Source organism: Streptomyces sp. NPDC060064 (assembly GCF_042736455.1).
Lineage (GTDB): Bacteria > Actinomycetota > Actinomycetes > Streptomycetales > Streptomycetaceae > Streptomyces.
The window spans coordinates 82,322-105,296 of record NZ_JBHWWF010000033.1 but is presented as its reverse complement, the minus strand read 5'-3'; the positions used below and the strand labels follow the sequence as shown (position 1 = coordinate 105,296).

Below are 22,975 nucleotides of genomic sequence, written 5' to 3'. Positions count from 1 at the left end.
CGGACGCTACAGCGTCCCGGGCCCTCCTCTTACGTATGTCTGTCTACGCGGTCTGGTGCGCGGCCAGCAGCGCCAGCGCCGCTATCAGCACCACCAGCAGGGTCAGCAGCGCCACCGGGTTCAGGCCGCCGAAGGGGCCCTCCTGCTGCAGCCGCTCGCGGTTCGCCCGGCATACCGGGCATCGGCCCTCGTTCACCGGGGCCGCGCAGTTGGCGCACACCAATCGGTCGTAGGTCATGCGCTCTCCTCCTCCCGCGCGCCGGAGCCGCAGGTGCGGACCGTAAGCACAGTTCTCTCCCGCCAACGCTCAAGGAAACGCAACTGTTCCCCTACCACTGTGCCAGCTCCCGCGCGTTTCGGCGCGCCGCCCCGGATTACGCCCGTTCCGTTACGGGACAAAATGCGCAACCCCGCGACGTCGACTGCGAGCGCCAGGCTCCTTCGCGTAGTGTCACGCTCACCTACCCCCGGCCGACCGTGGTGCACCCGTGATCCGATTCGACAACGTCTCCAAGACCTACCCCAAGCAGAGCCGCCCAGCCCTGCGCGATGTGTCGCTCGACATCGCCAAGGGGGAGTTCGTCTTCCTCGTGGGCTCGTCCGGTTCCGGAAAGTCGACCTTTCTGCGCCTTGTTCTGCGTGAGGAGCGCGCCAGCCAGGGCATGGTGCATGTCCTCGGCAAGGACCTGGCCCGGCTGTCGAACTGGAAGGTGCCGCACATGCGCCGCCAGCTCGGCACCGTCTTCCAGGACTTCCGCCTCCTCCCCAACAAGACCGTCGCCGAGAACGTGGCGTTCGCGCAGGAGGTCATCGGCAAGCCGCGCGGTGAGATCCGCAAGGCCGTGCCCCAGGTCCTCGACCTCGTCGGCCTCGGCGGCAAGGAGGACCGGATGCCCGGTGAGCTCTCCGGTGGTGAGCAGCAGCGCGTCGCGATCGCGCGGGCCTTCGTCAACCGCCCCATGCTGCTGATCGCGGACGAGCCGACCGGAAACCTGGACCCGCAGACCTCCGTGGGCATCATGAAGCTGCTGGACCGGATCAACCGGACCGGGACCACCGTGATCATGGCGACCCACGACCAGAACATCGTCGACCAGATGCGCAAGCGCGTCATCGAGCTCGAGAAGGGCCGTCTCGTACGCGACCAGGCACGCGGCGTCTACGGCTACCAGCACTGAGCCCGTACAGACTGAAAGGCTGAAAGCTCGCCATGCGCGCCCAGTTCGTCCTGTCGGAGATCGGCGTCGGTCTCCGCCGCAATCTGACGATGACCTTCGCCGTCATCGTTTCGGTAGCCCTTTCGCTCGCCCTCTTCGGCGGTGCGCTGCTCATGCGCGAGCAGGTCAGCACGATGAAGGACTTCTGGTACGACAAGGTCAACGTCTCGATCTTCCTCTGCAACAAGAACGACGCGGCGACCTCGCCCAAGTGCGCCAAGGGTGCCGTCACCGCGCAGCAGAAGGAGCAGATCGAGGCCGATCTCAAGAAGATGGATGTCGTCGACACCGTCCAGAAGGAGTCGGCCGACGAGGCGTACAAGCACTACCGGGAGCAGTACGGCGACACCCCCATCGCCTCCACGATCACGCCGGACCAGATGCAGGAGTCGTTCCGCGTCAAGCTGGACGATCCGGAGAAGTACAAGGTCGTCGCGACCGCCTTCGCCGGCCGGGACGGTGTGCAGTCCGTCCAGGACCAGCGCAACATCCTGGAGAACCTCTTCTCCCTCATGAACGGCATGAATGTCGCCGCGCTCTTCGTGATGGCGCTGATGCTGGTGATTGCGCTGATGCTGATCGTCAACACCGTGCGGGTGTCGGCGTTCAGCCGCCGTCGTGAGACCGGCATCATGCGACTTGTGGGAGCATCCAGCTTCTACATCCAGATGCCGTTCATCATGGAGGCCGCCTTCGCCGGTCTGCTGGGCGGTCTGGTCGCCTCCACCATGCTGCTCGTCGGCAGGTATTTCCTGATCGACCATGGTCTGGCGCTCTCCCAGAAGATGCAGCTGGTCAACTTCATCGGCTGGGACGCGGTGGTCACCAAGCTGCCGCTGGTGATCGCGATCGGGCTGCTGATGCCCGCCATGGCCGCTTTTATCGCTTTGCGCAAGTACCTCAAGGTGTGACAAGCGCCCCGGGCGCTGTACGGCCAACGGCCGTACGGCGCCCTTTGCTTGTCCTAGAGTGGGCGCCATGCCGGGCCCGGAGTTCTGCCCTCGGCCCCGCCGCATCCGCCGCGGGGCGGCCCTGACGTTGGTCTTCGCCAGCGTGCTCGCCACCGCGGCCGCCACCGACGGCCTGCCGCGCGACGACGAGAAAACGCCCCGCCCCCTTGCCGCCCGCGCCGCTGCCGCGACCGTCGACCGCGACGACGTCGCCAGGGCCGCCGCTGAGGCGATGGCCGACGGCAAGTCCGGCACGAAAGCGGCCGAGGACGTCGTCAGCCGCAGCGGGGACCGCTGGGGCGCGGTGTACGACAAGAGCGAGTACGAGGAGTTCGAGCAGGCCCTCGACGGCGAGTACACGGGCGTCGGCCTCGGGGCCAGACGCACCGCCGACCGGCGTGTGGAGGTGGCCAGGGTCCAGCCCGGCGGGCCCGCCGACAAGGCGGGCATCAAGGCCGGCGACCGGCTCCGTACGGTCGGCGGCATCGACGTCGACAAGCGTCCCGTCACCGAGGTCGTGGCGCTGCTGCGCGGCGGCAACCGTACGAGCGTGGTCCTGGGCCTCGAGCGCGCCGGTCGGAGGTGGTCCGAGACACTGCTGCGCACCACACTGACCACCGAGGCGGTCACCGTCCGCAACCTCGCCGACGGGGCTGTGATGATCAAGGTTGCCTCCTTCACCAAGGGCTCGGGCGCGCAGGTACGGAACGCGGTCCGGGCCGCTCCCGCCGGGGCCGGCGTTCTGCTCGATCTGCGCGGCAACGCCGGCGGCCTGGTTGCCGAGGCCGTCGCCGCCGCCTCCGCCTTCCTCGACGGCGGCCTGGTCGCCACGTACGACATACGAGGCGAGCAGCGTGCTCTGTACGCGGCAGCAGGCGGTAACACCGAGCGACCGGTGGTCGCGCTCGTCGACGGCGGCACCATGAGCGCCGCCGAGCTGGTCACCGGGGCGCTGCAGGACCGCGGCCGCGCGATCACGGTGGGGTCGCGCACCTTCGGCAAGGGCTCGGTCCAGATGCCCAGCCGCCTTCCCGACGGCTCGGTCGCCGAGCTGACCGTCGGCCACTACCGCACGCCGGCGGGCCACAGCGTCGACGGCCGGGGCATCACACCGGACCTGGTGGCGGGCAAAGGGGCCGAGAAACGGGCCCAGACGGTATTGAGTGGCCTCGGGGGAGGGTCGTAGTGCGAAAATGACCGCACTATGGCAAAGGAAACAGGGCGCAAGCTGATCGCGCAGAACAAGAAGGCGCGGCACGACTACCACATCCTCGACACCTACGAGTGCGGTCTCGTGCTGACAGGTACCGAGGTGAAGTCGCTGCGCCAGGGGCGGGCCTCGCTGGTGGACGGCTTCGTCCAGATCGACGACCACGAGGCGTGGCTGCACAACGTGCATATCCCCGAGTACACCCAGGGGACGTGGACCAACCACAGCGCGCGGCGCAAGCGGAAGCTGCTGATGCACCGCGCCGAGATCGACAAGCTCGCGTCGAAGACGCAGGAGACGGGGCACACGATCGTGCCCCTCGCGCTGTACTTCAAGGACGGCCGGGCCAAGGTCGAGATCGCGCTGGCGAAGGGCAAGAAGGAGTACGACAAGCGGCAGACGCTGCGGGAGAAGCAGGACCGGCGGGAGACGGACCGCGTGATCTCGGCGGCGAAGCGGCGTCAGCGGGCCTGAGCCGTGGGCGCGGGGGAATATGCTGGCACGGTCGTGCGTTGGTCACGTACGATGGCATCTGCCCCTCACGGGGTGTGTACCACCAGCACCACCTTGAAAAATAAACATGGGGATGATCGGTTTCGACAGCGGATGTCGAAGCAGGGGAAGCGAGCCGAGGAAGCGGCAATGATCTCGTAAACCATATGTCGCAACCAATAATCGCCACTTCCAAGAGCGATTCCCGCGCCTTCGCGCTCGCTGCCTAATTAGCAGCTAGCGAAGGCCTTCGGGTGTCAGCCCGGGGCTGTTCCCGACCCGGATCCTGGCATCAGCTAGGGGACTAAACCTCTAAGCCCGGTCACGGGGCTTAGAGGGAAATCAAACAGTGACTGAGCCCGTCGGAGACTTGTTCGCGTGATCTCCGGGGCCGAGAAAATCGCAGCGAACTGCGCTCGGAGAAGCCCTGTTTCTGCACCGTTGGACGCGGGTTCGATTCCCGCCATCTCCACAATTCCCATGTGAGGCGAAGGCCCGGCTGCTACGGCAGCCGGGCCTTTGTCGTGCATACGGCCGTGCACAGGCGTGTGCACGGCCGTGTACGCGGACGTGCCTGCCGCGGCTCAGGCCGCGGGCTGGTGGCCGCCGGTCAGCAGCCCGAGCAGGTGGTCCATCTCGGTGCGCCAGATGCGGTGCACATTCATCCGGGTCGGCTGCGGCTGCCCGGGCAGCTGGAAGCGGAACGAGCTCCAGACGGCATTGCGCTTGACGTCACCGATCATTCCGACGACTTCGGCCGGCTGAAGTGCGAAAGCGATCTCCTGCGGGCGATTGCTCATCCGGCCCGCCTTGTGGACGACCACGGCCTGCTCGGTCACGGTGATGAAGTAGTACGTCAGAAACGCCTGGCCTATGAGGCCGAGCATGCTCATCAGCCACACACTGGGGCCTGCGATGGCCTGGATGGTGACGATGGGCCGGTCGGCCGGATTGGCCTGCGCGATGGCGGCGGCCACCTGCTGCTGGATGGTTGCCTTCTTGATGGCCATGGGCCCTCCCCTGAGCGGAACACAGGCCCCCGCTTCGGGGGCGGTGCAGCGTATCGCCCGGTCCGCGGCGGTATCCGCCCGGGGGCTGGGGTCAGGGCCGCCGGGCCTTCGCCGCTGCGGACAGCAGCAGCGCGACCGCGGCCGCCGAGAGAGGCACCACGTATCCGTACGGTGCGCTCGCGTGCTCCACCGTCCAGCCGCCCGTCGCCGAGCCGGCCGCTATGCCGCCGAGCAGCGCGGTGACCGCGAGCGTCATGCCCTCGTTCAACTGGCCCTCCGGGGTCAGGCGTTGCACCAGCGTCATGCCGGTGACCATGGTCGGGGCCGTGGCCATCCCGGCCAGGAGCAGCGCGCCGGCCAGCGTGAGCAGCGAGCCGGTGGCGGCGGCGAGCAGCGGCAGCGACATCAGCGCCGTCATCGCGGCGATGCAGGTCAGCAGGCGGCGCGGAAGGCTGCGGGCGGGGCGTACGGAGCCGTAGAGCAGGCCGGCCGCGCACGATCCGGCCGCCTGGAGCGCGAGCACCGCGCCCGCGGCGCTCGCATGCCCGCGGTCGTCCGCGAAGGCGATCGTCACGACCTCCATGGAGCCGAAGACCGCTCCCGTGGCGAGGAAGACGGAGAGTATCGCGGGCATTCCCGGCGTACGGAGCGGGGATCCGGCGTGCGTCGAGCGCGCGGCCACCGGCGGTTCGGTGGAGCGCTGGGCCGCGAAGATCAGTACGCCCGTCAGCAGCAGGACCGCACCGGTCAGGGTGCCCGCCTCGGGGAAGAGCGCGGAGCACAGGAACGCCCCGAGCACCGGGCCGAGCATGAAGCACAGCTCGTCGGCGGCCTGCTCGAAGGAGTTCGCGGTGTGCAGCGCGGCCGCGTCGCCCTTGTGGAGATGGGCCCAGCGGGCGCGGGACATGCCGCCGGTGTTGGGGGTGCTGGCGGTCGCGGCGTACGCGGCGAAGAGCGTCCAGTCGGGCGCGCCGAAGCGTACGCACAGCAGCAGCGCGAGCGAGCCGAGCGCGGCGAGCGCGGTGGCGGGCACGGCGATACGGGCCTGCCCGTACCGGTCCACGAGCCGCGCGGTCCACGGCGCGACCAGGGCGGTGGCGGCGAGGCCGGTCGCGGTGACGGCTCCGGCGAGGGCGTACGAGCCACGCGACCCGGCGATCATGATGACGGCGCTCACGCTGAACATGCCCATGGGGAGGCGGGCGATGAGGTTGCCGAGGGTGAAGGCGCGGGCGCCGGGGGTCGCGAAGAGCCGGGCGTAGGGGTTGTGCCGCGGGGTCCGGGTGGCGCCGTGCGGCTCGAAGAGCCGGAGGTAGGGCGCGAGGCGGGACTTTCCCCCACCCCGCCGCTTCCCGTAACCGGGGCTCCGCCCCGGGCCCCGCGCCTCAAACGCCGGCGGGGCTTGATTGTCTGATTGCGGCATGGGGCAACCCTCGCCGCGGTGCTCCCGCCGCGTCCAACACCTGCTCGGCACCCATTGACGCACCCACGTTGTAAATTCACCGCGTGCCCCAGGACATGGACCCCCGGCTGCTCCGCGCCTTCATCGCCGTCGCCGACGAGCTGCACTTCACCCGTGCCGCTGCCCGGCTGTATGTCGCGCAGCAGGCCCTCAGCCGCGATATCCGGCGGCTGGAGCGGGAGTTGGGCGTCGAGCTGTTCGTAAGGACCACCCGCCAGGTGACCCTCACGGCCGACGGCGAGCGGCTGCTGCCGTACGCGCGGCGGGTGCTTCAGGCCCAGGACGATCTGCTGGCCGCCGCCTCGGGCGCGTCCCGGCCGCTCCTCGTCGACCTCAACAGCGAGGGCATGGCGTCCGGCCGGGTGCTGGCGCTGGCCCGTGAACTCGCCCCGGAGTGCGAGCTGATGGCCCGCTTCGAGAGCGGGCTGACCGGCGCCGCCGCCGAGATCGTCGCCGGTCGGCTCGATGTGTCCTTCGGGCGGTTCGCCGGGCTCGAGCCCGGCATACGGGCGCTCCTGTCCCACCAGCCCGTGCGGTACGAGCCGATGGCTGTACTGCTGCCGCACGACCACCCCCTCGCCACAATGCCCCGGATCCCGTTGAACGCTCTGGCGGGCGAGACCGTATATGCCGGTGCGGGCAATCCGCGCACGCTGGAGTGGACGGATCTGGCGCGGCGGCTGTTCGCGGGTCGAGGGATCGCGATCGCGCCGCCCGCGCCCGTGGCGATCGGTGCTGAGGAGTTTCGGAGGGTGATGGCCAAGACGCGTAACCCGGTCCTGGCTGTCGTGGACTTTCCGGCCATGCCGGACACCGTGCTGCGCCCGATCGTCGACCCCGTACCGCTGTCACCGCTCTCGCTGGTGTGGCGCAAAGGATCGCGCCACCCCGGAGTGGACGCGCTTCGAGCGGCGGCCGCCGAACTCGCCGCGCAAGAAAGCTGGCTGGAATGGGACCCATCGGGATGGTTGCCGGAATGTGACATGTCGCTGATCTGTGACAACAACTGACACAAGGGCACGAGTGTCATCGGTGTGCGCTACATTCTGGGTCCGGGTGCATGAGGTAGGGGGCGTTCGGATTGGGTGGGGACCCGGTCCGGCGAACACTGGTCAGTCGTATGCGCGCTCGTATTTCAGCCAGGTGGGGGTGTGTGTACAACTGTGGATAATTGGCAAGAAGATTCCCGTATCGGTCATACTCATGAGCCGTACGAAGTCACTGTCCAACTGGACGGGCTTGGCCGAATACTGGGGGATCTACCGCCCGAGCCGGCCGCCCAGGAGGGCTCCGACGGACCGGTGTTCGTCGATGAGAGCGGCCGCCGCAGCAAGAAGTTCCGTCGCCTCGGCTGGGTCCTCGCGATCGCCTGCGCCTGCTACGCCGTGACGCTCGTCGCCGCCCTCGTCGGCGGCAACTCCAGCGCGCCCTGGCTGCCCGGCATCGGCCAGCAGGGCAAGGAGCAGACCGACAAGGTCGAGATACAGCCCGCCCCCACCGACGGCGCCTCCGTGGCGGCCACCCCCAGCGGCGTACCCGGCGCTCCCACCCCGACCGACTCCAACGGCGCCGTGCTGCCGCAGCCGTCGGGCCGTGCGTCGAACGGCAGCTCCGTCGGAGGGCCGGCCGCACCGGGTCCCGGGGCCTCCGGCTCCGTATCGCCCAAGCCCTCCAATGGCGGCGGCCTTCCGGTTCCCGGCGGGCCCTCCACGTCCGCCTCCCCGGGCGGCGGAGGAAGCGATCCCGGACCCGAGCCCGACGGCAGCCCCACCGCTCCCACGCCGCCCGACCCCGGTCCGACCGGCGGTCCGACCGAGCCACCCATGCAAGAAGGCGCGCTCTAACACATGACACTCCCCAGCAACCGGGCCCCGCGACAGCGTCGGAGAGCCCGGCGCTCCGTACGGCGCAGACTGCCCATGCGCTATCTGCTGCCCGTGGTCTTCCTCGTCGCGCTGCTCGCCATGCTGATGCTGCGCGGCTATGTGCACAGCGAGATCCTCGCCGACCACCGCGTCCGTCCGCCGGCGCCCACCGACCAGGTCCCCGACCAGATCCTCGAGGGCGGACCGGTCATCGACGCCCGCGGCAAGTCCGCGCCCAAGGCGTTGCGCATCCCCGACAAGCAGCTCGTGCTCACCTTCGACGACGGCCCGGACCCCGTCTGGACGCCGAAAGTGCTGGACAAGCTGAAGAAGTACCACGCGCACGGCGTCTTCTTCGTCACCGGCACCATGACCTCCCGCCACCCCGAGCTGGTGGAACGGATGGTGCGGGAGGGGCACGAGGTGGGTCTGCACACCTTCAACCACCCCGACCTCTCCTTCCAGTCCACCGACCGCATCGACTGGGAGCTCTCGCAGAACCAGCTGGCGATCGCGGGCGCGGCAGGCATCCGTACGTCCCTCTTCCGGCCGCCGTACTCCTCCTTCTCGGACGCCATGGACAACAAGTCCTGGCCGGTCACCCAGTACATCGGCAGCCGCGGCTACATCACCGCCCTCAACAACACCGACTCCGAGGACTGGAAGCGCCCCGGCGTCGACGCGATCATCAGGCAGGCCACGCCCAAGGGCACCCAGGGCTCGATCGTGCTGATGCACGACTCCGGCGGCGACCGCTCCCAGACCGTCGCCGCCCTGGACCGCTTCCTGCCGCAGATGAAGGCCAGGGGCTACCGTTTCGCGAACCTCACCGAGGCGCTCGGCGCCCCCAGCGCCCACACCGCCGTCACCGGCCCCGAGCTGTGGAAGGGCAAGGCATTCGTCGCCGCCGTCGCCTTCTCGGAGAACACCACCGAGGTCCTGGTCGTCGGCCTCGCCGCGATCGGTGTGCTGGTCTTCGCGCGCTTCGCGCTGATGCTGCTGCTCTCCTTCGCGCACGCCCGCAAGGTGCGCAGGCCCGGCTTCAGCTGGGGCCCGCCGATCACCGGACCCGTGTCCGTGCTCGTCCCCGCGTACAACGAACGCGAGTGCATAGCCAATACGGTGCGTTCGCTGATGGCGAGCGACCATCCCATCGAGGTCCTCGTCATTGACGACGGCTCCACCGACGGCACCGCGGACATCGTCGAGGCGCTGCGGCTGCCGAACGTCCGCGTTGTGCGCCAGGAGAATTCCGGAAAGCCCGCAGCCCTCAACAACGGCATCCGGCACGCCCGTTACGAGATCGTCGTGATGATGGACGGCGACACCGTCTTCGAGCCGTCGACCGTGCGCGAGCTGGTGCAGCCCTTCGGCGACATGCGCGTCGGCGCGGTCGCGGGCAACGCCAAGGTCGGCAACCGCGACAGCCTGATCGGGGCCTGGCAGCACATCGAGTATGTGATGGGCTTCAACCTGGACCGCAGGATGTACGACCTGCTGGGCTGCATGCCCACCATCCCCGGCGCGGTCGGCGCCTTCCGCCGCCAGGCCCTGGAGCGCGTCGGCGGCATGAGCGAGGACACCCTCGCCGAGGACACCGACATCACCATGGCCATGCACCGCGACGGCTGGCGCGTCGTCTACGCCGAGCGGGCCCGTGCCTGGACCGAGGCGCCGGAGACCGTGCAGCAGCTGTGGTCCCAGCGCTACCGGTGGTCGTACGGCACCATGCAGGCGATCTGGAAGCACCGCCGCGCCCTGGTGGAACGCGGGCCCTCGGGCCGCTTCGGCCGGGTGGGCCTGCCGCTGGTCTCCCTCTTCATGGTCCTCGCGCCGCTGCTGGCCCCGCTGATCGACGTCTTCCTGCTGTACGGGCTGGTCTTCGGCCCCACTCAGAAGACGATCGTCGCCTGGCTCGGCGTCCTCGCGATCCAGCTCGTCTGCGCCGCGTACGCCTTCCGGCTCGACCGCGAGCGCATGATCCATCTGATCTCGCTGCCACTCCAGCAGCTCCTCTACCGGCAGCTGATGTACGTCGTGCTGCTCCAGTCCTGGATCACGGCACTGACCGGCGGCCGGCTGCGCTGGCAGAAGCTGCGGCGTACGGGAACGGTGGAGGCGCCCGGAGTGATACCGAGCCAGCGGCGCAGCAGTGAGGACCGGAGGCCGGTCGCGTGAGCCACAGCTCCACGGCCGCCGCGGCGCCGGACCTGGCAGCCGCCGGGCCGGCTCCGCGCCCGGGCCGCGACCGCTATCTCGACCTCCTGCGCTCCGTCGCGCTGGTCCGCGTCGTCGTCTACCACATCTTCGGCTGGGCCTGGCTGACGATCCTCTTCCCGTCCATGGGTGTGATGTTCGCGCTCGCGGGCTCGCTGATGGCGCGCTCGCTGTCGCGGCCCGCGCTCGGGGTGATCCGCGGCCGTATCCGCAGGCTGCTGCCACCGCTGTGGGCGTTCGCGGCGGTCCTTGTGCCGATGATGTTCCTGGGCGGCTGGAAGCCCGACAAGAAGGAAGGCCTGTGGTGGTGGGCCGACCTGCTCAACTACCTCTTCCCGGTCGGCGCCCCGCCGTTCCCCTGGTCCCTCGGCGACAAGTCAGGCCTGGTGGAGACCACCTGGGCGGTGCAGGCCGGCGAACCGCTCTGGTATCTGCGCACCTACCTCTGGTTCGTGATCGCGTCGCCGCTGCTGCTGTGGGCCTTCCGCAAGGTGCCGTGGGCGACGCTGCTCGCCCCGGTCGCCCTGTGCGCCGTGGTGGGCACCGACCTGGTGAGGATCCCCGGCGAGACGGGCTCCGCCATCGTCGACTTCGCGACCTTCGGTGCCTGCTGGGTCCTCGGCTTCGCCCACCACGAGGGCCTGCTGCAGCAGATCCCGCGCCATCTCGCGCTGTCCTGCTCCTCGCTGGTGATGGCCTTCGGCCTGTGGTGGGCCTCGGGCCACCAGACCGTGGACGGCTGGGACCTGAACGACATACCGCTGGCCCAGGCCACCTGGTCGCTCGGCTTCGTGGTGATCCTGCTGCAGTACTCCCCGTCCTGGCAGCAGCTCCCGGGCGGGCTCGCCCGGCTCGACAAGTACGTCACGCTGTCCAACAACCGAGCGGTGACGATTTACCTCTGGCACAACACCCTGATCATGGCGACGATCCCGCTGCTCGACCTGTTGTGGGAGATCCCCTTCGTGGACGCCCACCTGGGTGGCGTACTGGAAGCTACGTACACACCTCTGATGTTCGTGGTGGTCTGGCCGCTGATCGGGCTGATGATCGTGACCGTGGGCTGGGTCGAGGACCTGGCGGCGAAACGGAAGCCGCGACTGTGGCCGACCGGCGCCCGTAGGGCGAAGGACGGCTCACACCGGCGCTGACCGCCGGGTGAGAGCAAGGTTGCCTACCGGTCACCTCACGCCACCTGGACCGAAACGCGCCGTCCATAACGTCGCTTCCACGACCCGAGGACCGTGGAGGCACGTGATGGCTGGCCGGTGGATCGAACAGTGGGACCCGGAGGACGAGACCTTCTGGCGAGCGACGGGGGAGAAGATCGCCCGGCGTAATCTCGCCTTCTCCGTCCTGAGTGAACATATTGGGTTCTCCATCTGGACCCTGTGGTCCGTGATGGTGCTCTTCATGGGGCCGCAGTACGGCATCGACCCGGCCGGCAAGTTCTTCCTGATCGCCACGGCGACGCTGGTCGGTGCGGTGATCCGGGTGCCGTACACCTTCGCCGTCGCCCGCTTCGGCGGCCGCAACTGGACCATCTTCAGCGCGCTGCTGCTCCTGCTGCCGACCGGCGCGGCGTACGCGGTCATGGAGCCCGGGACCTCGTACACCACCTTCCTGGCGGTCGCGGCGCTCACCGGCGTCGGCGGAGGCAACTTCGCCTCGTCGATGACGAACATCAACTCCTTCTTCCCGCTCCGCAAGAAGGGCTGGGCCCTCGGGCTCAACGCGGGCGGCGGCAACATCGGGGTGCCGGTGGTGCAGCTCGTGGGCCTGCTGGTGATCGGGACGGCCGGGGCGACCCATCCGCGCATTGCGCTGGGTGTGTACATCCCGCTGATCGTGGTGGCCGCGGTGTGTGCGGCGCTGTGGATGGACAACCTCGCGCCGGTGAAGAACGACACCGGAGCGGCCAAGGAGGCGGTCCGTGACGCCCACACCTGGATCATGGCGTTCCTCTACATCGGGACCTTCGGCTCCTTCATCGGCTACAGCTTCGCCTTCGGCCTCGTCCTGCAGACGCAGTTCGGCCGTACGCCGCTGCAGGCCGCGTCGCTCACCTTCATCGGGCCGCTGCTCGGCTCACTGATCCGGCCCGTCGGCGGTCTGCTCGCCGACCGGTTCGGCGGGGCGCGCATCACCCTGTGGAACTTTGTGGCCATGGCGGCCGCGACCGGAGTGGTCGTCGCCGCCTCGGTCAAGGAGTCCCTGAGCGTCTTCCTCGTCGGCTTCATCGCGCTGTTCGTACTGACCGGGCTCGGTAACGGCTCGACGTACAAGATGATCCCCGGCATCTTCAACGCCAAGGCGCTGGCCAAGGGCATGACGGGCGAGGAGGCGGGCGCGTACGGCCGCAGGCTGTCCGGGGCCTCGATGGGACTGATAGGCGCCGTGGGCGCGCTCGGCGGCCTCGGCATCAACCTCGCCTTCCGGCAGTCCTACCTGACCGCCGGGACGGGGACCAGCGCCTTCATCGCCTTCCTCGCCTTCTACGCGGCGTGCTCGGTGGTCACCTGGGCGGTATACCTTCGCCGGCCCGCCGCCACCCCTGTGCAGGCTGGGGCAGCCGAGGCGGCTGAGGCAGAACCGCAGCTCGGCTACGCCCGGGTGTGAGCGGGACGACACCGGAGGGACTCGCCGTAACGGCTGGGAAATGTGGGCGAACCGAGCCTGTCACGCACCGTTGGCAGGCTCGGCCGCCACATCCGTACAGGGTGGGACAGAGTAGGGACGATCACATGCAAGACCATCAGCACGGGCCCCTCGCCGGATTCACCGTCGGCGTCACCGCCGCCCGGCGCGCCGACGAGCTCGGCGCGCTGCTCCGGCGCCGCGGCGGCGACGTTCTGCATGCCCCGGCCCTGCGTATCGTCCCGCTCGCCGACGACGCCGAACTCCTCGCCGCCACCAAGGAGTTGATCGATCACGCGCCCGATGTCGTGGTCGCGACGACCGCGATCGGCTTCCGCGGCTGGGTGGAGGCCGCGGACGGCTGGGGGTACGGCGAGGAACTGCTGACCCGGCTGCGCGGTGTAGAGCTGCTGGCCCGCGGGCCCAAGGTGAGGGGCGCGATCCGCGCCGCAGGGCTCACCGAGGAGTGGTCCCCGGCCTCCGAATCCATGGCCGAAGTTCTCGACCGGCTGCTGGGGGAGGGTGTCGACGGCCGCCGCATCGCGCTCCAGCTGCACGGCGAGCCGCTGCCCGGATTCGTCGAGTCGCTACGGGCCGGGGGCGCCGACGTCGTCGTCGTACCGGTCTACCGGTGGATGGCGCCGGAGGATCTCGGTCCGCTCGACCGGCTCCTCGACGCGACCGTCTCCCGTGCCCTGGACGCCGTCACCTTCACCAGTGCCCCGGCCGCCGCCTCGCTGCTCTCCCGTGCCGAGACCCGCGGCCTGCTCCCCAAACTGCTGCGCGCACTCGACCACGATGTGCTGGCGGCCTGCGTGGGGCCGGTCACCGCGCTGCCGCTGCAGGCCGTGGGTGTCACCACGGTGCAGCCGGAGCGCTTCCGGCTCGGCCCGCTCGTCCAGTTGCTCGGCGTTGAGCTGCCCTCCCGCGCCCGTACGCTGCCGGTCGCGGGACACCGCATCGAGATCCGCGGCCACGCCGTCCTGGTCGACAACGACCTGCGCCCGGTGCCGCCCGCCGGAATGGCCCTGCTGCGCGCCCTGTCCCGGCGCCCCGGCTGGGTCGTCTCCCGCTCCGACCTGCTGAGCGCGCTGCCGGGCGCGGGCAAGGACGAGCATGCCGTCGAGACGGCCATGGCCCGGCTGCGTACGGCGCTGGGCGCGCCCAAGCTGATCCAGACCGTCGTCAAACGCGGCTACCGGCTGGCGCTGGACCCGGCTGCCGACACCAAGTACTCCGACGTCTGACGTACGAGAGCGGTCGCCCGCCACAGGCAGGCAAGCGCGGCCGTGGACAGCACCAGGCGCACCACGTTCCAGGCGACCCACGGGTCCTCGAAGCTTTCGCGCACGGCGGCAGGATCGGCGATCCGGGCCGGGTCACCGGCTGCCGCCAGCCCGTCGTTGAGCGGAATGTTCACCGCCGTGGTCACCAAGAGCACCGCGGCGTACAGCACCAGCGCCGCCACCGCCCACCTGCGCGCCGGGGAGCGGCGCTGCTGCCAGGCCGCGACCGCGGCCAGGATCAGCGCACCGAAGAAGCCCGCGAAGAAGGCGGGATTCTGGATCACCTCGTTGATGTTCTGCATGACCTCGATGTAGATCCGGTCGTCGCTGCGCGCCAGCGCCGGCATCACGGAGGTCGCGTACGCGTACCAGACGCCCGCGACCAGGCCATTGGCCACTGTCGCCGCCCCGAGGACGGCCTGAGCGCTCCCGCCGGCTGCCCTGCTCTCCGCTCTGATCTCTGCCCTGTCCTCTGCCTTGTTCTGCGTCATGTCATCAGTCAAGCGGTGGCAGTGGACCCTCTCCATGGGCGAGCGTCGCAACCCCATGTCCAGGCGTCTACGGTGCAGGGGTCTGCGGTGGGGGCGTCTACGGTGCGGGCGTCTACGGTACGCAGGATGAGCACTGATCATGTCCGCCTCAGCCTCGACGGCCCGGACGACGCCGCACGCCTCGCCGAGGCGGTGGGGTCTGCCGGGCCGCCCGCGAGGAGCTCGGCCTGCACCGCATCCAGGCAGGCACCCTCCTCGACAACGCCGCCTCCCAACGGGTCCTCGTCAAGTGCTCCTTCGAGGTCATCGGCACGGCCTCGCGCTATCTGCACATCAACGGCGAGTGGCGTGACCACCGCCTCTTCCAGCGGATTCTGCACAACGACCCACCCACGCCCTGAAGTTCACCTCCCTCATGCAACCTGTCCGGGTGTCCGGCGCGTAATGATGTCGCCGACGTCCGCATCAGCGGCGCGGCCCGCACCGGAATGGAGAACAGCCAGATGGTCTCAGGCACGGTGAGCACAGGCATGGTCGGCAGAGGTACGGCGTTGGGCGCGGTCCTGCTGTCTCTGCTGGCAGTCCCCGCGCAGGCCGCATCAGCCACGACGGCTGCGGAGAGCGCCAGTTCGGCCACGAAGGGCACCACTTCCGCCGCGAAGAGCGCCACTTCGGCTGCCGAGGGGGCTCGCACGCTCGAGGCGGCGTTCTGCGGCAAGCCGGCGGCCGTGTCGACAGCGCCCACCGCACGCGCCACGACGCCTGGCGGGCCGTACGCCGAGCACCACGTCGACCGGTACGAGGACATCGCTCCGGGCATCGCACGCCACTGACGCCGGAAAACGCGGCCGGACCGGGCAGGAGGAGGGGTTCCGGCCGCGCCTCCGGACGGGCACTCTGAAAGGGAACGGCTCCCACCGGCAACCTCCGAGACAAGCTCCGAGACCCCGAGGCGGTGACAGGCGCATGACGGCGGGCATGGGCTCGTACGACTGGCGGTTCGACTCAGGGCGCATCTGCCTGGACCTGGTGGCGACCTCGGAGACGGCTTCCGGCATGGCCTCCGGCGCCGAGGAGCCGCTGGCGGAGGCCGGACGGCTCGGGCAGTGGCTGGTGGGGGCGGGGCTGGTGCCCGCCGGGACACCGCTCGCGGCCGTCGACGGCCACTGGGCGGCCAGGTTCGTCGAACTGCGGGACTGTGTCGGGCAGCTGGTGCGGGCCCAGATCGAGGGCCGCTGCGCCGAGTTCGCTCTCGAGCGCGTCAATGTCTTCGCCGCGGGGCGGCCGCCCGGCGTCAGAGCCGTACGCGCCCCGGACGGCTCGCTGGTACGGACGCTGAGCGCCGCGCCCGATTGCGAGGCGCTGCTCGCCGCCGTCGCCCGCGACGCCGTGGAGCTGCTGACCGACCCGGTTTCCCGGGCCCGGCTGCGGCGGTGCGAGGGCGACAACTGCCGCCGCGTCTACCTCGACACCTCGCGGGGACGGCGGCGCCGCTGGTGCTCCAGCGAGGTGTGCGGGAACCGCGAGCGGGTCGCCAGGCACCGCCGCAGGGCCGCCGTGGCGAGGGCCTGAGACCCCTCCCGGGGCCGCCGTAAAAGATCTTGAAAGTTTTTTGGCTGTGCGTTGAGTGATGCGTCTGTGGTCCCCGTAGTGATGGGGGAGAAGCAGTCAGCCGAAATCAGGGTCTCGACCGGGAGGTTCAGGTGCGCAAGGATGCGGCCGTGGCCGATGACCGTCCGCAAAGGGCCCGCCATCGCAGCGAGAAGCCACGCATCGACTCCTCAGCACCTGACGAGGAACTCATGCGCGCGCTGTATCGCGAACATGCGGGACCTTTGCTTGCTTATGTACTGCGCCTCGTCGCCGGCGATCGCCAGCGCGCCGAGGACGTGGTGCAGGAGACGCTCATCCGTGCCTGGAAGAACGCCGGTCAGCTCAACCGAGCGACCGGCTCTGTCCGACCCTGGCTGGTGACGGTGGCACGCCGCATCGTTATCGACGGTCACCGCAGCCGGCAGGCCCGGCCGCAGGAGGTCGATCCGTCGCCGCTGGAGGTCATGCCCGCGGAGGACGAGATCGACAAGGCGTTGTGGCTGATGACGCTCTCAGATGCGCTCGATGATTTGACGCCCGCCCACAGGGAAGTGTTGGTCGAGACGTATTTCAAGGGCCGTACGGTCAATGAGGCGGCCGAAACGCTCGGCATACCCAGCGGGACGGTGCGGTCCCGTGTGTTCTACGCACTCCGTTCCATGAAGCTCGCTCTGGAGGAGAGGGGGGTCACGGCATGACCATGTATGAGCAGGAATCCGTACACGATGCGGTCGGCGCATACGTGCTCGGCATTCTCGACGACGCGGACGCCTCCGCCTTCGAGGCGCATCTGGCGGGCTGCGACATTTGCGCCGCCCACCTCGAGGAGTTCTCCGGGATGGAGCCGATGCTGGCCATGCTGGCGGAGGCCCCGGCACCGGTCCAGCAGTCGAATGTGCTGAGCATGCCCGGTCTGCACGCCATGCCGGGGGCGGAATTCCCGCCACCGAGGCCCGTTCCCGTGGTGCCGAAGGCGCCCAGCCCGAAGCTGCTCGGCGGACTGCTCGACGAGGTCGCGGCCAAGCGGGCGCAGAAGCGCAGGCGCGGGATGTATCTGGTCGCGGCCGCCGCGGCGCTGATCATCGGTGGTCCCGCCGTCGCGGTCGTCGTCACGGCGAACGACACCGGCACCAAGAACGAGGCGGGCGCGGGCACCGACCCGCACCCCACCAGTCCCGCCGAGGACGCCTTCTTCAACCACATGGACGAGAAGGTCCGGGCGACGGACGCGACGACCAAGGTCAGCGCGACCGTCGGTATGGAGAAGAAGGCCTGGGGCACCCACACCGTTCTCGAACTGAAGAACGTCAAGGGTCCGCTGAAGTGCAACCTGGTCGCCGTCTCCAAGACCGGCGAGCAGGAGGTCGTGACCTCCTGGGCGGTGCCGAAGTGGGGGTACGGGATCGCGAACAGCCCGAACGCCCTGGGCAAGAACCCGCTCTACGTCCATGGCGGCGCGGCGATGGACCGCAACGACATCGACCACTTCGAGGTCCGTACGTTTGACGGCAAGCGACTGGTGGAGGTCGAAGCCTGACAGATTCGCCCCCTTCGCGTACGGTTGACGGCTGCCCAGTGCACGTCAGAAGGGGGCCTCGGTGGCCGCGCAGGATGCCGCTGTTGATTCCATGGTCGAATCCGCCGTTGACACGGTCAGGGACCGTGAAATCGGTGTTGAGCAGGAACATCTCGACCAGGTGTACCGCCGCCTCGAGGAGAAGATCCACGAGGCGGAGTTCTTGATGAACGACGCCGCCAAACGCGGCCAGGTCGGCACGCCCGGCGCGCTCGCCGAGCGGGACGCCCAGGTCTTCAGGGCCGGTGTGCACCTCAACCGCCTGAACAACGAGTTCGAGGACTTCCTCTTCGGCCGGATCGACCTGCTGTACGGCAAGGACGGCGAGAAGGGCCCGGACGGGGCGTACACCTCGGTCGAGCCCGCCGACGACGCCGTACGTGCCGACAACACCGCCGAGATCGGCGAGACCCTGCACATCGGCCGTATCGGCGTTCTCGATTCCGACTACGCGCCGCTGGTCATCGACTGGCGGGCCCCGGCCGCCGCGCCCTTCTACCGCTCGACACCGGTCGATCCCGGCCGGGTGGTACGCCGCCGGGTCATCCGCTCCAAGGGCCGCAAGGTCCTCGGCGTCGAGGACGACCTGATGCGCCCGGAGCTGACCGCCACGCTGGACGGCGCCGCGCTCCCGGTCATCGGGGACGGCGCGCTGATGGCGGCGCTCGGACAGGCCCGCAGCCACTCGATGCGTGACATCGTCGCCTCCATCCAGGCGGAGCAGGATCTGGTGATCCGCGCCCCGGCCGCTTCCGTGACGTATGTCGAGGGCGGCCCGGGGACCGGCAAGACCGCGGTGGCCCTGCACCGGGCGGCGTATCTGCTCTACCAGGACCGCAGGAGATACGCGGGCGGCATCCTCATCGTCTCGCCGACCCCGCTGCTCGTCGCGTACACCGAGGGCGTGCTGCCTTCGCTGGGCGAGGAGGGGCAGGTCGCGATCCGCGCGGTCGGCAGTCTGGTCGACGGCGCGGAGGCCACGGCCTACGACGAGCCGGCCGTGGCCCGGATCAAGGGCTCCTCGCGGATGCTGAAAGTGCTGCGCCATGCCGCGCGGGGCGCGCTGGAGCTGTCGGGACCCGCGGTGGAGCCGACGGGGCAGCTCGCCTTCGGCGAGGAGCCCCAGGCCCCGTCCGGAGCGCCCGACCGGCTGCGCGTCGTCGCCTTCGGCCGCCGCCTCGAGATCGAGGCCGACGAGCTCCATCGCATCCGCCACAACATCCTCGGCGGCACCACCCCGGTCAATCTGCTGCGCCCGCGCGCCCGCAGGCTGCTGCTGGACGCCCTCTGGTCGAAGTCCGGATCCGCGGGTCGCGGTGCGTCTTCTTCGCTCGGCGACCCCGAGCTCGCGGCCGAGCTGCGGTCCTCCTTCGACGAGGACATCAGCGGCGAGGACAGCTTCATCGAGTTCCTGGACGCGTGGTGGCCGGAGCTGACGCCGCGCGGCGTGCTCGTCGCGATGGCCGACGAGCGGCGGCTGGGCCGGTGGGCGCGGCGGGTGCTCAACCCGGGCGAGGTGCGCCGGCTGGCCCGCTCCCTGCGGCGGCTCGGCGACGACGGCCGAGGCCCTCTCTCCGTACACGACGTGGCCCTGCTGGACGAGCTGGGGACACTGCTGGGCACCCCGGCCCGTCCGCGCAGGAAGCGCGAACTCGACCCGCTGGACCAGCTCACCGGTCTGGAGGAGCTGATGCCGCAGCGCCAGGAGTCGCAGCGCGAGCGTGCCGAGCGGCTGGCGCAGGAACGTACCGAGTACGCGCATGTCATCGTCGACGAGGCGCAGGACCTGACTCCGATGCAGTGGCGGATGGTCGGCCGCCGCGGCCGGCACGCCACCTGGACGGTCGTCGGCGATCCGGCGCAGTCGTCCTGGTCGTCCCCGGACGAGGCGGCCGAAGCACGCGACGAGGCGCTCGGCAGCCGTCCGCGCCGCCGCTTCGAGCTGACCGTCAACTATCGCAATCCGGCCGAGATCGCCGAGCTGGCGGCCAAGGTGCTGGCGCTGGCGATGCCGGGCATGGAGTCGCCGTCCGCGGTCCGCTCCACGGGCGTACGGCCGCGCTTCGCGGTGGTGCGGGACGGTGACCGGGCCGCGGCCGTACGGGCGGAGGCGAAGCGCCTGCTGGACCAGGTGGACGGCACGGTCGGTGTCGTCGTCGCGATGAACCGGCGCGAGCAGGCGGCACGTTGGCTGGCCGGGCTCGGCGAGCGCGTGGTGGCGCTCGGCTCGCTGGAGGCGAAGGGACTGGAGTACGACGCGACCGTCGTCGTCTCGCCCGCGGAGATCGCGGACGAGTCCCCGGCCGGGCTGCGCGTGCTGTACGTGGCGCTGACGCGGGCGACCCAGCAGCTGACGGTGGTCTCGGACCGGCGCGACGAGCCGGACGCGAACGGTGTGCCTGACCTCCTGCGGGACTGATCCGGGGCTGATGGGGGGCCGGTCCGGGACTGATGGGGGGCCGGTCCGACGCCGGCCCGGGACTGAACGGACGCTGATCCGTACTGATTCCGAGCAACCCGCGATGCGGGAATCGCCTACCGGGATTGTTGGTCCGGGGGCGTCCCCCGGGAAAAACACAGTGTTAGCCTGGTTGTGGCACCGGCTCGATCCAAGCCCCCGGGCCCAACCTTCGTCGCTGCGAGCGACCACTTGCCGCGAGGCGAGCATGGCGGGTCGGTGCCACCTTTTCGTACGAGAGACAGGTCCGCGTCACCGGAAGGTGGCGCGGACCTGTTTCATTGGGGGCTTCCGCCGGGACAGCCCTATCTCGTATGGTGGAAAGCTGTTTCCGAAAACTAAATGACCACTATTACCTGCTACTCGCAGGTAGGTGCGACCATCGGAAAGCGTCGCCGGGCATGAGCCGCGGCCGCATGGCAATGAAGCTAGCGAAAGCAGAGGAACCCGGTCATGGCAACGGCGCCCAGCGTCTCGTACTCGATGACGGTCCGGCTGGAGGTCCCCGCGAGCGGTACCGCGGTCTCCCAGCTCACCACGGCCGTGGAGTCCTCCGGCGGCTCTGTGATCGGCCTGGATGTGACCGCTTCCGGCCACGAGAAGCTGCGGATCGACGTTACGATCGCAGCGACCTCGACCGCGCACGCCGACGAGATCGTCGAAGAGCTGCGCAAGATCGTGGGCGTCGTCCTCGGCAGGGTCTCCGACCGTACGTTCCTGATGCACCTCGGCGGCAAGATCGAGATGCAGTCCAAGCACCCCATCCGCAACCGTGACGATCTCTCGATGATCTACACGCCGGGCGTGGCGCGGGTCTGCATGGCGATCGCCGAGAACCCCGAGGACGCCCGACGCCTCACCATCAAGCGCAACTCCGTTGCAGTGGTGACCGACGGCTCCGCCGTCCTCGGCCTCGGCAACATCGGCCCCATGGCCGCGCTCCCGGTGATGGAGGGCAAGGCGGCCCTCTTCAAGCGCTTCGCCGGCATCGACGCCTGGCCGATCTGTCTCGACACCCAGGACACCGACGCCATCGTCGAAATCGTCAAGGCGATCGCCCCCGGCTTCGCGGGCATCAACCTCGAGGACATCTCCGCGCCCCGCTGCTTCGAGATCGAGGCGCGGCTGCGCGAGGCCCTGGACATCCCGGTCTTCCACGACGACCAGCACGGCACCGCGATCGTCGTCCTCGCCTCGCTGACCAACGCGCTGCGCGTGGTGGGCAAGGCCATCGGGGACGTACGGGTCGTCATGTCCGGCGCCGGCGCGGCCGGTACGGCCATCCTGAAGCTGCTGATCGCGGCGGGCGTCAAGCACGCCGTCGTCGCCGACATCCACGGTGTGGTGCACGCGGGCCGCGCGGACCTGGTGGCCGCCGCGCCCGACTCGCCGCTGCGCTGGATCGCCGACAACACCAACCCCGAGGGTGTCACCGGAACGCTCAAGGAAGCGGTCGTCGGCGCGGACGTCTTCATCGGCGTGTCGGCCCCGAACGTGCTGGGCGCGGAGGATGTCGCGGCGATGGCCGACGGCGCGATCGTCTTCGCGCTCGCGAACCCCGACCCGGAGGTCGACCCGGCAATCGCCCGCCAGACGGCGGCAGTTGTCGCCACCGGCCGCTCCGACTTCCCCAACCAGATCAACAACGTGCTGGTCTTCCCGGGCGTCTTCCGCGGTCTGCTGGACGCCCAGTCCCGTACCGTCAACACGGAGATGATGCTCGCCGCGGCCGCGGCGCTGGCGGATGTCGTCACCGAGGACGAACTCAACCCGAACTACATCATCCCGTCCGTCTTCAACGACAAGGTCGCGGGAGCGGTCGCCGGAGCGGTACGCAACGCCGCGAAGGCGGCCGGCGCGGCTGTGACGGGCCCCACGTCGTCCTGACGTACGGCGCGTCGCGGGTCGCGGGGCCGGGAATGCGGCTCTAGGGTGACGGACCATGAGCCCCGCGCTCGAGGCTCTGCGGCTCCGTGGAGTCTCCGACGAGTAGACGGAACGTCACCACGACGAGGCAGTGGCGCTTTTCGTGTGACTCCGGAGGGTGCCGGATTGGCTTTCCCGCCGCTGGTGGGGGCAGGATGCGTATTCGGGCGCGAGGGTCTGACAGCAGACCCGGGTCCGGGGACTGTCCGAGGGCCCTGGCAGCATCGGCTTCGATCTCACGCCTCACAGGCAAGAAGAACACGGGAGTAACAACATGAACCGCAGTGAGCTGGTGGCCGCGCTGGCCGACCGTGCCGAGGTGACCCGGAAGGACGCCGACGCTGTACTGGCCGCTCTCGCCGAGGTCGTCGGCGAGGTCGTCTCCAAGGGCGACGAGAAGGTCACCATTCCCGGCTTCCTGACCTTCGAGCGCACCCACCGTGCCGCTCGCACCGCTCGTAACCCGCAGACCGGCGACCCGATCCAGATCCCGGCCGGCTACAGCGTGAAGGTCTCCGCGGGCTCCAAGCTCAAGGAAGCCGCCAAGGGCAAGTAAGCCCCGAGGCACAGCACGAAGGGCGGCCA

21 protein-coding genes, 1 other RNA gene and 1 pseudogene are annotated in these 22,975 nt (G+C 69.7%); 19 read left to right on the top strand and 4 right to left on the bottom strand.

Going from position 1 to position 22,975, the window contains the following annotated elements:
• Positions 1–43: 43 nt before the first annotated feature.
• Positions 44–238: a hypothetical protein gene (locus ACFWDI_RS31715; RefSeq protein WP_362690189.1), complete on the bottom strand. Its 195-nt coding sequence runs from the start codon at positions 236–238 to the stop codon at positions 44–46.
• Positions 239–488: 250 nt separating this feature from the next.
• On the opposite strand from ACFWDI_RS31715, the gene ftsE reads away from it, so the two are divergent.
• From ftsE to ssrA, 5 genes are all read left to right on the top strand, one after another.
• Positions 489–1,178 carry a cell division ATP-binding protein FtsE gene (gene ftsE / locus ACFWDI_RS31710; protein ID WP_327323917.1) on the top strand — a complete coding sequence of 230 codons (690 nt, stop codon included), beginning with the start codon at positions 489–491 and terminating at the stop codon, positions 1,176–1,178.
• A gap of 32 nt (positions 1,179–1,210) precedes the next feature.
• Entirely contained in the window at positions 1,211–2,128 is a 918-nt protein-coding gene (gene ftsX, locus ACFWDI_RS31705) for a permease-like cell division protein FtsX (RefSeq protein ID WP_385309277.1), read from the top strand.
• A 67-nt stretch (positions 2,129–2,195) separates the two neighbouring features.
• On the top strand, positions 2,196–3,353 hold the full coding sequence (locus ACFWDI_RS31700; protein ID WP_385309276.1) for a S41 family peptidase: 1,158 nt from the start codon (positions 2,196–2,198) through the stop codon (positions 3,351–3,353).
• An 18-nt stretch (positions 3,354–3,371) separates the two neighbouring features.
• Complete coding sequence (gene smpB / locus ACFWDI_RS31695) at positions 3,372–3,851, top strand: SsrA-binding protein SmpB (protein ID WP_385309274.1); 480 nt, start codon at positions 3,372–3,374, stop codon at positions 3,849–3,851.
• A gap of 108 nt (positions 3,852–3,959) precedes the next feature.
• Positions 3,960–4,344: a transfer-messenger RNA gene (ssrA, locus tag ACFWDI_RS31690) on the top strand.
• A 109-nt stretch (positions 4,345–4,453) separates the two neighbouring features.
• Here ssrA and ACFWDI_RS31685 read toward each other — a convergent pair.
• Complete coding sequence (locus tag ACFWDI_RS31685) at positions 4,454–4,879, bottom strand: hypothetical protein (RefSeq protein WP_385309272.1); 426 nt, start codon at positions 4,877–4,879, stop codon at positions 4,454–4,456.
• A gap of 91 nt (positions 4,880–4,970) precedes the next feature.
• Positions 4,971–6,302, bottom strand: a complete 1,332-nt coding sequence (locus ACFWDI_RS31680; protein ID WP_385309270.1) for an MFS transporter — start codon at positions 6,300–6,302, stop codon at positions 4,971–4,973.
• A 95-nt stretch (positions 6,303–6,397) separates the two neighbouring features.
• On the opposite strand from ACFWDI_RS31680, the gene ACFWDI_RS31675 reads away from it, so the two are divergent.
• The 6 genes from ACFWDI_RS31675 (at position 6,398) to ACFWDI_RS31650 (ending at position 14,307) form a co-directional block, all read left to right on the top strand.
• A complete protein-coding gene (locus ACFWDI_RS31675; RefSeq protein WP_385309287.1) occupies positions 6,398–7,351 on the top strand; it encodes a LysR family transcriptional regulator in 954 nt (317 codons plus the stop codon).
• A 291-nt stretch (positions 7,352–7,642) separates the two neighbouring features.
• On the top strand, positions 7,643–8,185 hold the full coding sequence (locus ACFWDI_RS31670; RefSeq protein ID WP_385309268.1) for a hypothetical protein: 543 nt from the start codon (positions 7,643–7,645) through the stop codon (positions 8,183–8,185).
• Positions 8,186–8,260: 75 nt separating this feature from the next.
• Positions 8,261–10,384, top strand: a complete 2,124-nt coding sequence (locus tag ACFWDI_RS31665; protein ID WP_385309285.1) for a glycosyltransferase — start codon at positions 8,261–8,263, stop codon at positions 10,382–10,384.
• Entirely contained in the window at positions 10,381–11,574 is a 1,194-nt protein-coding gene (locus ACFWDI_RS31660; protein WP_385309266.1) for an acyltransferase, read from the top strand. The genes ACFWDI_RS31665 and ACFWDI_RS31660 overlap by 4 nt, the downstream gene beginning before the upstream one ends.
• Before the next feature lie 106 nt (positions 11,575–11,680).
• Positions 11,681–13,042 carry a nitrate/nitrite transporter gene (locus tag ACFWDI_RS31655; RefSeq protein ID WP_385309264.1) on the top strand — a complete coding sequence of 454 codons (1,362 nt, stop codon included), beginning with the start codon at positions 11,681–11,683 and terminating at the stop codon, positions 13,040–13,042.
• Between the two features lie 125 nt (positions 13,043–13,167).
• The gene (locus ACFWDI_RS31650) at positions 13,168–14,307 is read left to right on the top strand and encodes a uroporphyrinogen-III synthase (RefSeq protein WP_385309262.1); all 1,140 of its coding nucleotides are present in this window, start codon (positions 13,168–13,170) and stop codon (positions 14,305–14,307) included.
• On the opposite strand, the gene ACFWDI_RS31645 is transcribed toward ACFWDI_RS31650, so the two are convergent.
• The gene (locus ACFWDI_RS31645) at positions 14,256–14,837 is read right to left on the bottom strand and encodes a DUF1772 domain-containing protein (RefSeq protein WP_385309261.1); all 582 of its coding nucleotides are present in this window, start codon (positions 14,835–14,837) and stop codon (positions 14,256–14,258) included. The genes ACFWDI_RS31650 and ACFWDI_RS31645 overlap by 52 nt on opposite strands.
• A 197-nt stretch (positions 14,838–15,034) precedes the next feature.
• On the opposite strand from ACFWDI_RS31645, the pseudogene ACFWDI_RS31640 reads away from it, so the two are divergent.
• The 8 genes and pseudogenes from ACFWDI_RS31640 to ACFWDI_RS31605 form a co-directional block, all read left to right on the top strand.
• A pseudogene (locus ACFWDI_RS31640) lies at positions 15,035–15,238 on the top strand (GNAT family N-acetyltransferase); the annotation flags it as partial.
• Between the two features lie 102 nt (positions 15,239–15,340).
• Positions 15,341–15,670, top strand: coding sequence for a hypothetical protein (locus ACFWDI_RS31635; RefSeq protein ID WP_385309259.1), 330 nt, complete (start codon positions 15,341–15,343; stop codon positions 15,668–15,670).
• Between the two features lie 133 nt (positions 15,671–15,803).
• Positions 15,804–16,409, top strand: a complete 606-nt coding sequence (locus ACFWDI_RS31630) for a CGNR zinc finger domain-containing protein (RefSeq protein WP_385309257.1) — start codon at positions 15,804–15,806, stop codon at positions 16,407–16,409.
• Between the two features lie 131 nt (positions 16,410–16,540).
• Positions 16,541–17,128, top strand: a complete 588-nt coding sequence (locus ACFWDI_RS31625) for a sigma-70 family RNA polymerase sigma factor (RefSeq protein WP_108148995.1) — start codon at positions 16,541–16,543, stop codon at positions 17,126–17,128.
• Positions 17,125–17,967 carry an anti-sigma factor family protein gene (locus ACFWDI_RS31620; protein ID WP_385309255.1) on the top strand — a complete coding sequence of 281 codons (843 nt, stop codon included), beginning with the start codon at positions 17,125–17,127 and terminating at the stop codon, positions 17,965–17,967. Before ACFWDI_RS31625 ends, ACFWDI_RS31620 begins: the two co-directional genes overlap by 4 nt.
• A gap of 91 nt (positions 17,968–18,058) precedes the next feature.
• Positions 18,059–20,425 (top strand): HelD family protein, encoded by a 2,367-nt coding sequence (locus tag ACFWDI_RS31615; RefSeq protein ID WP_385309283.1) that lies wholly within the window; start codon positions 18,059–18,061, stop codon positions 20,423–20,425.
• A 492-nt stretch (positions 20,426–20,917) separates the two neighbouring features.
• Complete coding sequence (locus tag ACFWDI_RS31610) at positions 20,918–22,351, top strand: NAD-dependent malic enzyme (RefSeq protein WP_385309253.1); 1,434 nt, start codon at positions 20,918–20,920, stop codon at positions 22,349–22,351.
• A gap of 313 nt (positions 22,352–22,664) precedes the next feature.
• On the top strand, positions 22,665–22,946 hold the full coding sequence (locus ACFWDI_RS31605) for an HU family DNA-binding protein (protein WP_326650212.1): 282 nt from the start codon (positions 22,665–22,667) through the stop codon (positions 22,944–22,946).
• Positions 22,947–22,975 lie beyond the last annotated feature (29 nt).

Excerpts from the sequence above, each read along its gene's own strand:
- ACFWDI_RS31715 (WP_362690189.1), bottom strand. The coding sequence starts at position 238 with ATGACCTACGACCGATTGGTGTGCGCCAACTGCGCGGCCCCGGTGAAC.
- ftsX (WP_385309277.1), top strand. The coding sequence starts at position 1,211 with ATGCGCGCCCAGTTCGTCCTGTCGGAGATCGGCGTCGGTCTCCGCCGC.
- ACFWDI_RS31700 (WP_385309276.1), top strand. The coding sequence starts at position 2,196 with ATGCCGGGCCCGGAGTTCTGCCCTCGGCCCCGCCGCATCCGCCGCGGG.
- smpB (WP_385309274.1), top strand. The coding sequence starts at position 3,372 with ATGGCAAAGGAAACAGGGCGCAAGCTGATCGCGCAGAACAAGAAGGCG.
- ACFWDI_RS31685 (WP_385309272.1), bottom strand. The coding sequence starts at position 4,879 with ATGGCCATCAAGAAGGCAACCATCCAGCAGCAGGTGGCCGCCGCCATC.
- ACFWDI_RS31680 (WP_385309270.1), bottom strand. The coding sequence starts at position 6,302 with ATGCCGCAATCAGACAATCAAGCCCCGCCGGCGTTTGAGGCGCGGGGC.
- ACFWDI_RS31675 (WP_385309287.1), top strand. The coding sequence starts at position 6,398 with ATGGACCCCCGGCTGCTCCGCGCCTTCATCGCCGTCGCCGACGAGCTG.
- ACFWDI_RS31665 (WP_385309285.1), top strand. The coding sequence starts at position 8,261 with ATGCGCTATCTGCTGCCCGTGGTCTTCCTCGTCGCGCTGCTCGCCATG.
- ACFWDI_RS31655 (WP_385309264.1), top strand. The coding sequence starts at position 11,681 with ATGGCTGGCCGGTGGATCGAACAGTGGGACCCGGAGGACGAGACCTTC.
- ACFWDI_RS31650 (WP_385309262.1), top strand. The coding sequence starts at position 13,168 with ATGCAAGACCATCAGCACGGGCCCCTCGCCGGATTCACCGTCGGCGTC.
- ACFWDI_RS31645 (WP_385309261.1), bottom strand. The coding sequence starts at position 14,837 with ATGACGCAGAACAAGGCAGAGGACAGGGCAGAGATCAGAGCGGAGAGC.
- ACFWDI_RS31635 (WP_385309259.1), top strand. The coding sequence starts at position 15,341 with ATGGTCTCAGGCACGGTGAGCACAGGCATGGTCGGCAGAGGTACGGCG.
- ACFWDI_RS31630 (WP_385309257.1), top strand. The coding sequence starts at position 15,804 with ATGACGGCGGGCATGGGCTCGTACGACTGGCGGTTCGACTCAGGGCGC.
- ACFWDI_RS31620 (WP_385309255.1), top strand. The coding sequence starts at position 17,125 with ATGACCATGTATGAGCAGGAATCCGTACACGATGCGGTCGGCGCATAC.
- ACFWDI_RS31615 (WP_385309283.1), top strand. The coding sequence starts at position 18,059 with ATGGTCGAATCCGCCGTTGACACGGTCAGGGACCGTGAAATCGGTGTT.
- ACFWDI_RS31610 (WP_385309253.1), top strand. The coding sequence starts at position 20,918 with ATGGCAACGGCGCCCAGCGTCTCGTACTCGATGACGGTCCGGCTGGAG.
- ACFWDI_RS31605 (WP_326650212.1), top strand. The coding sequence starts at position 22,665 with ATGAACCGCAGTGAGCTGGTGGCCGCGCTGGCCGACCGTGCCGAGGTG.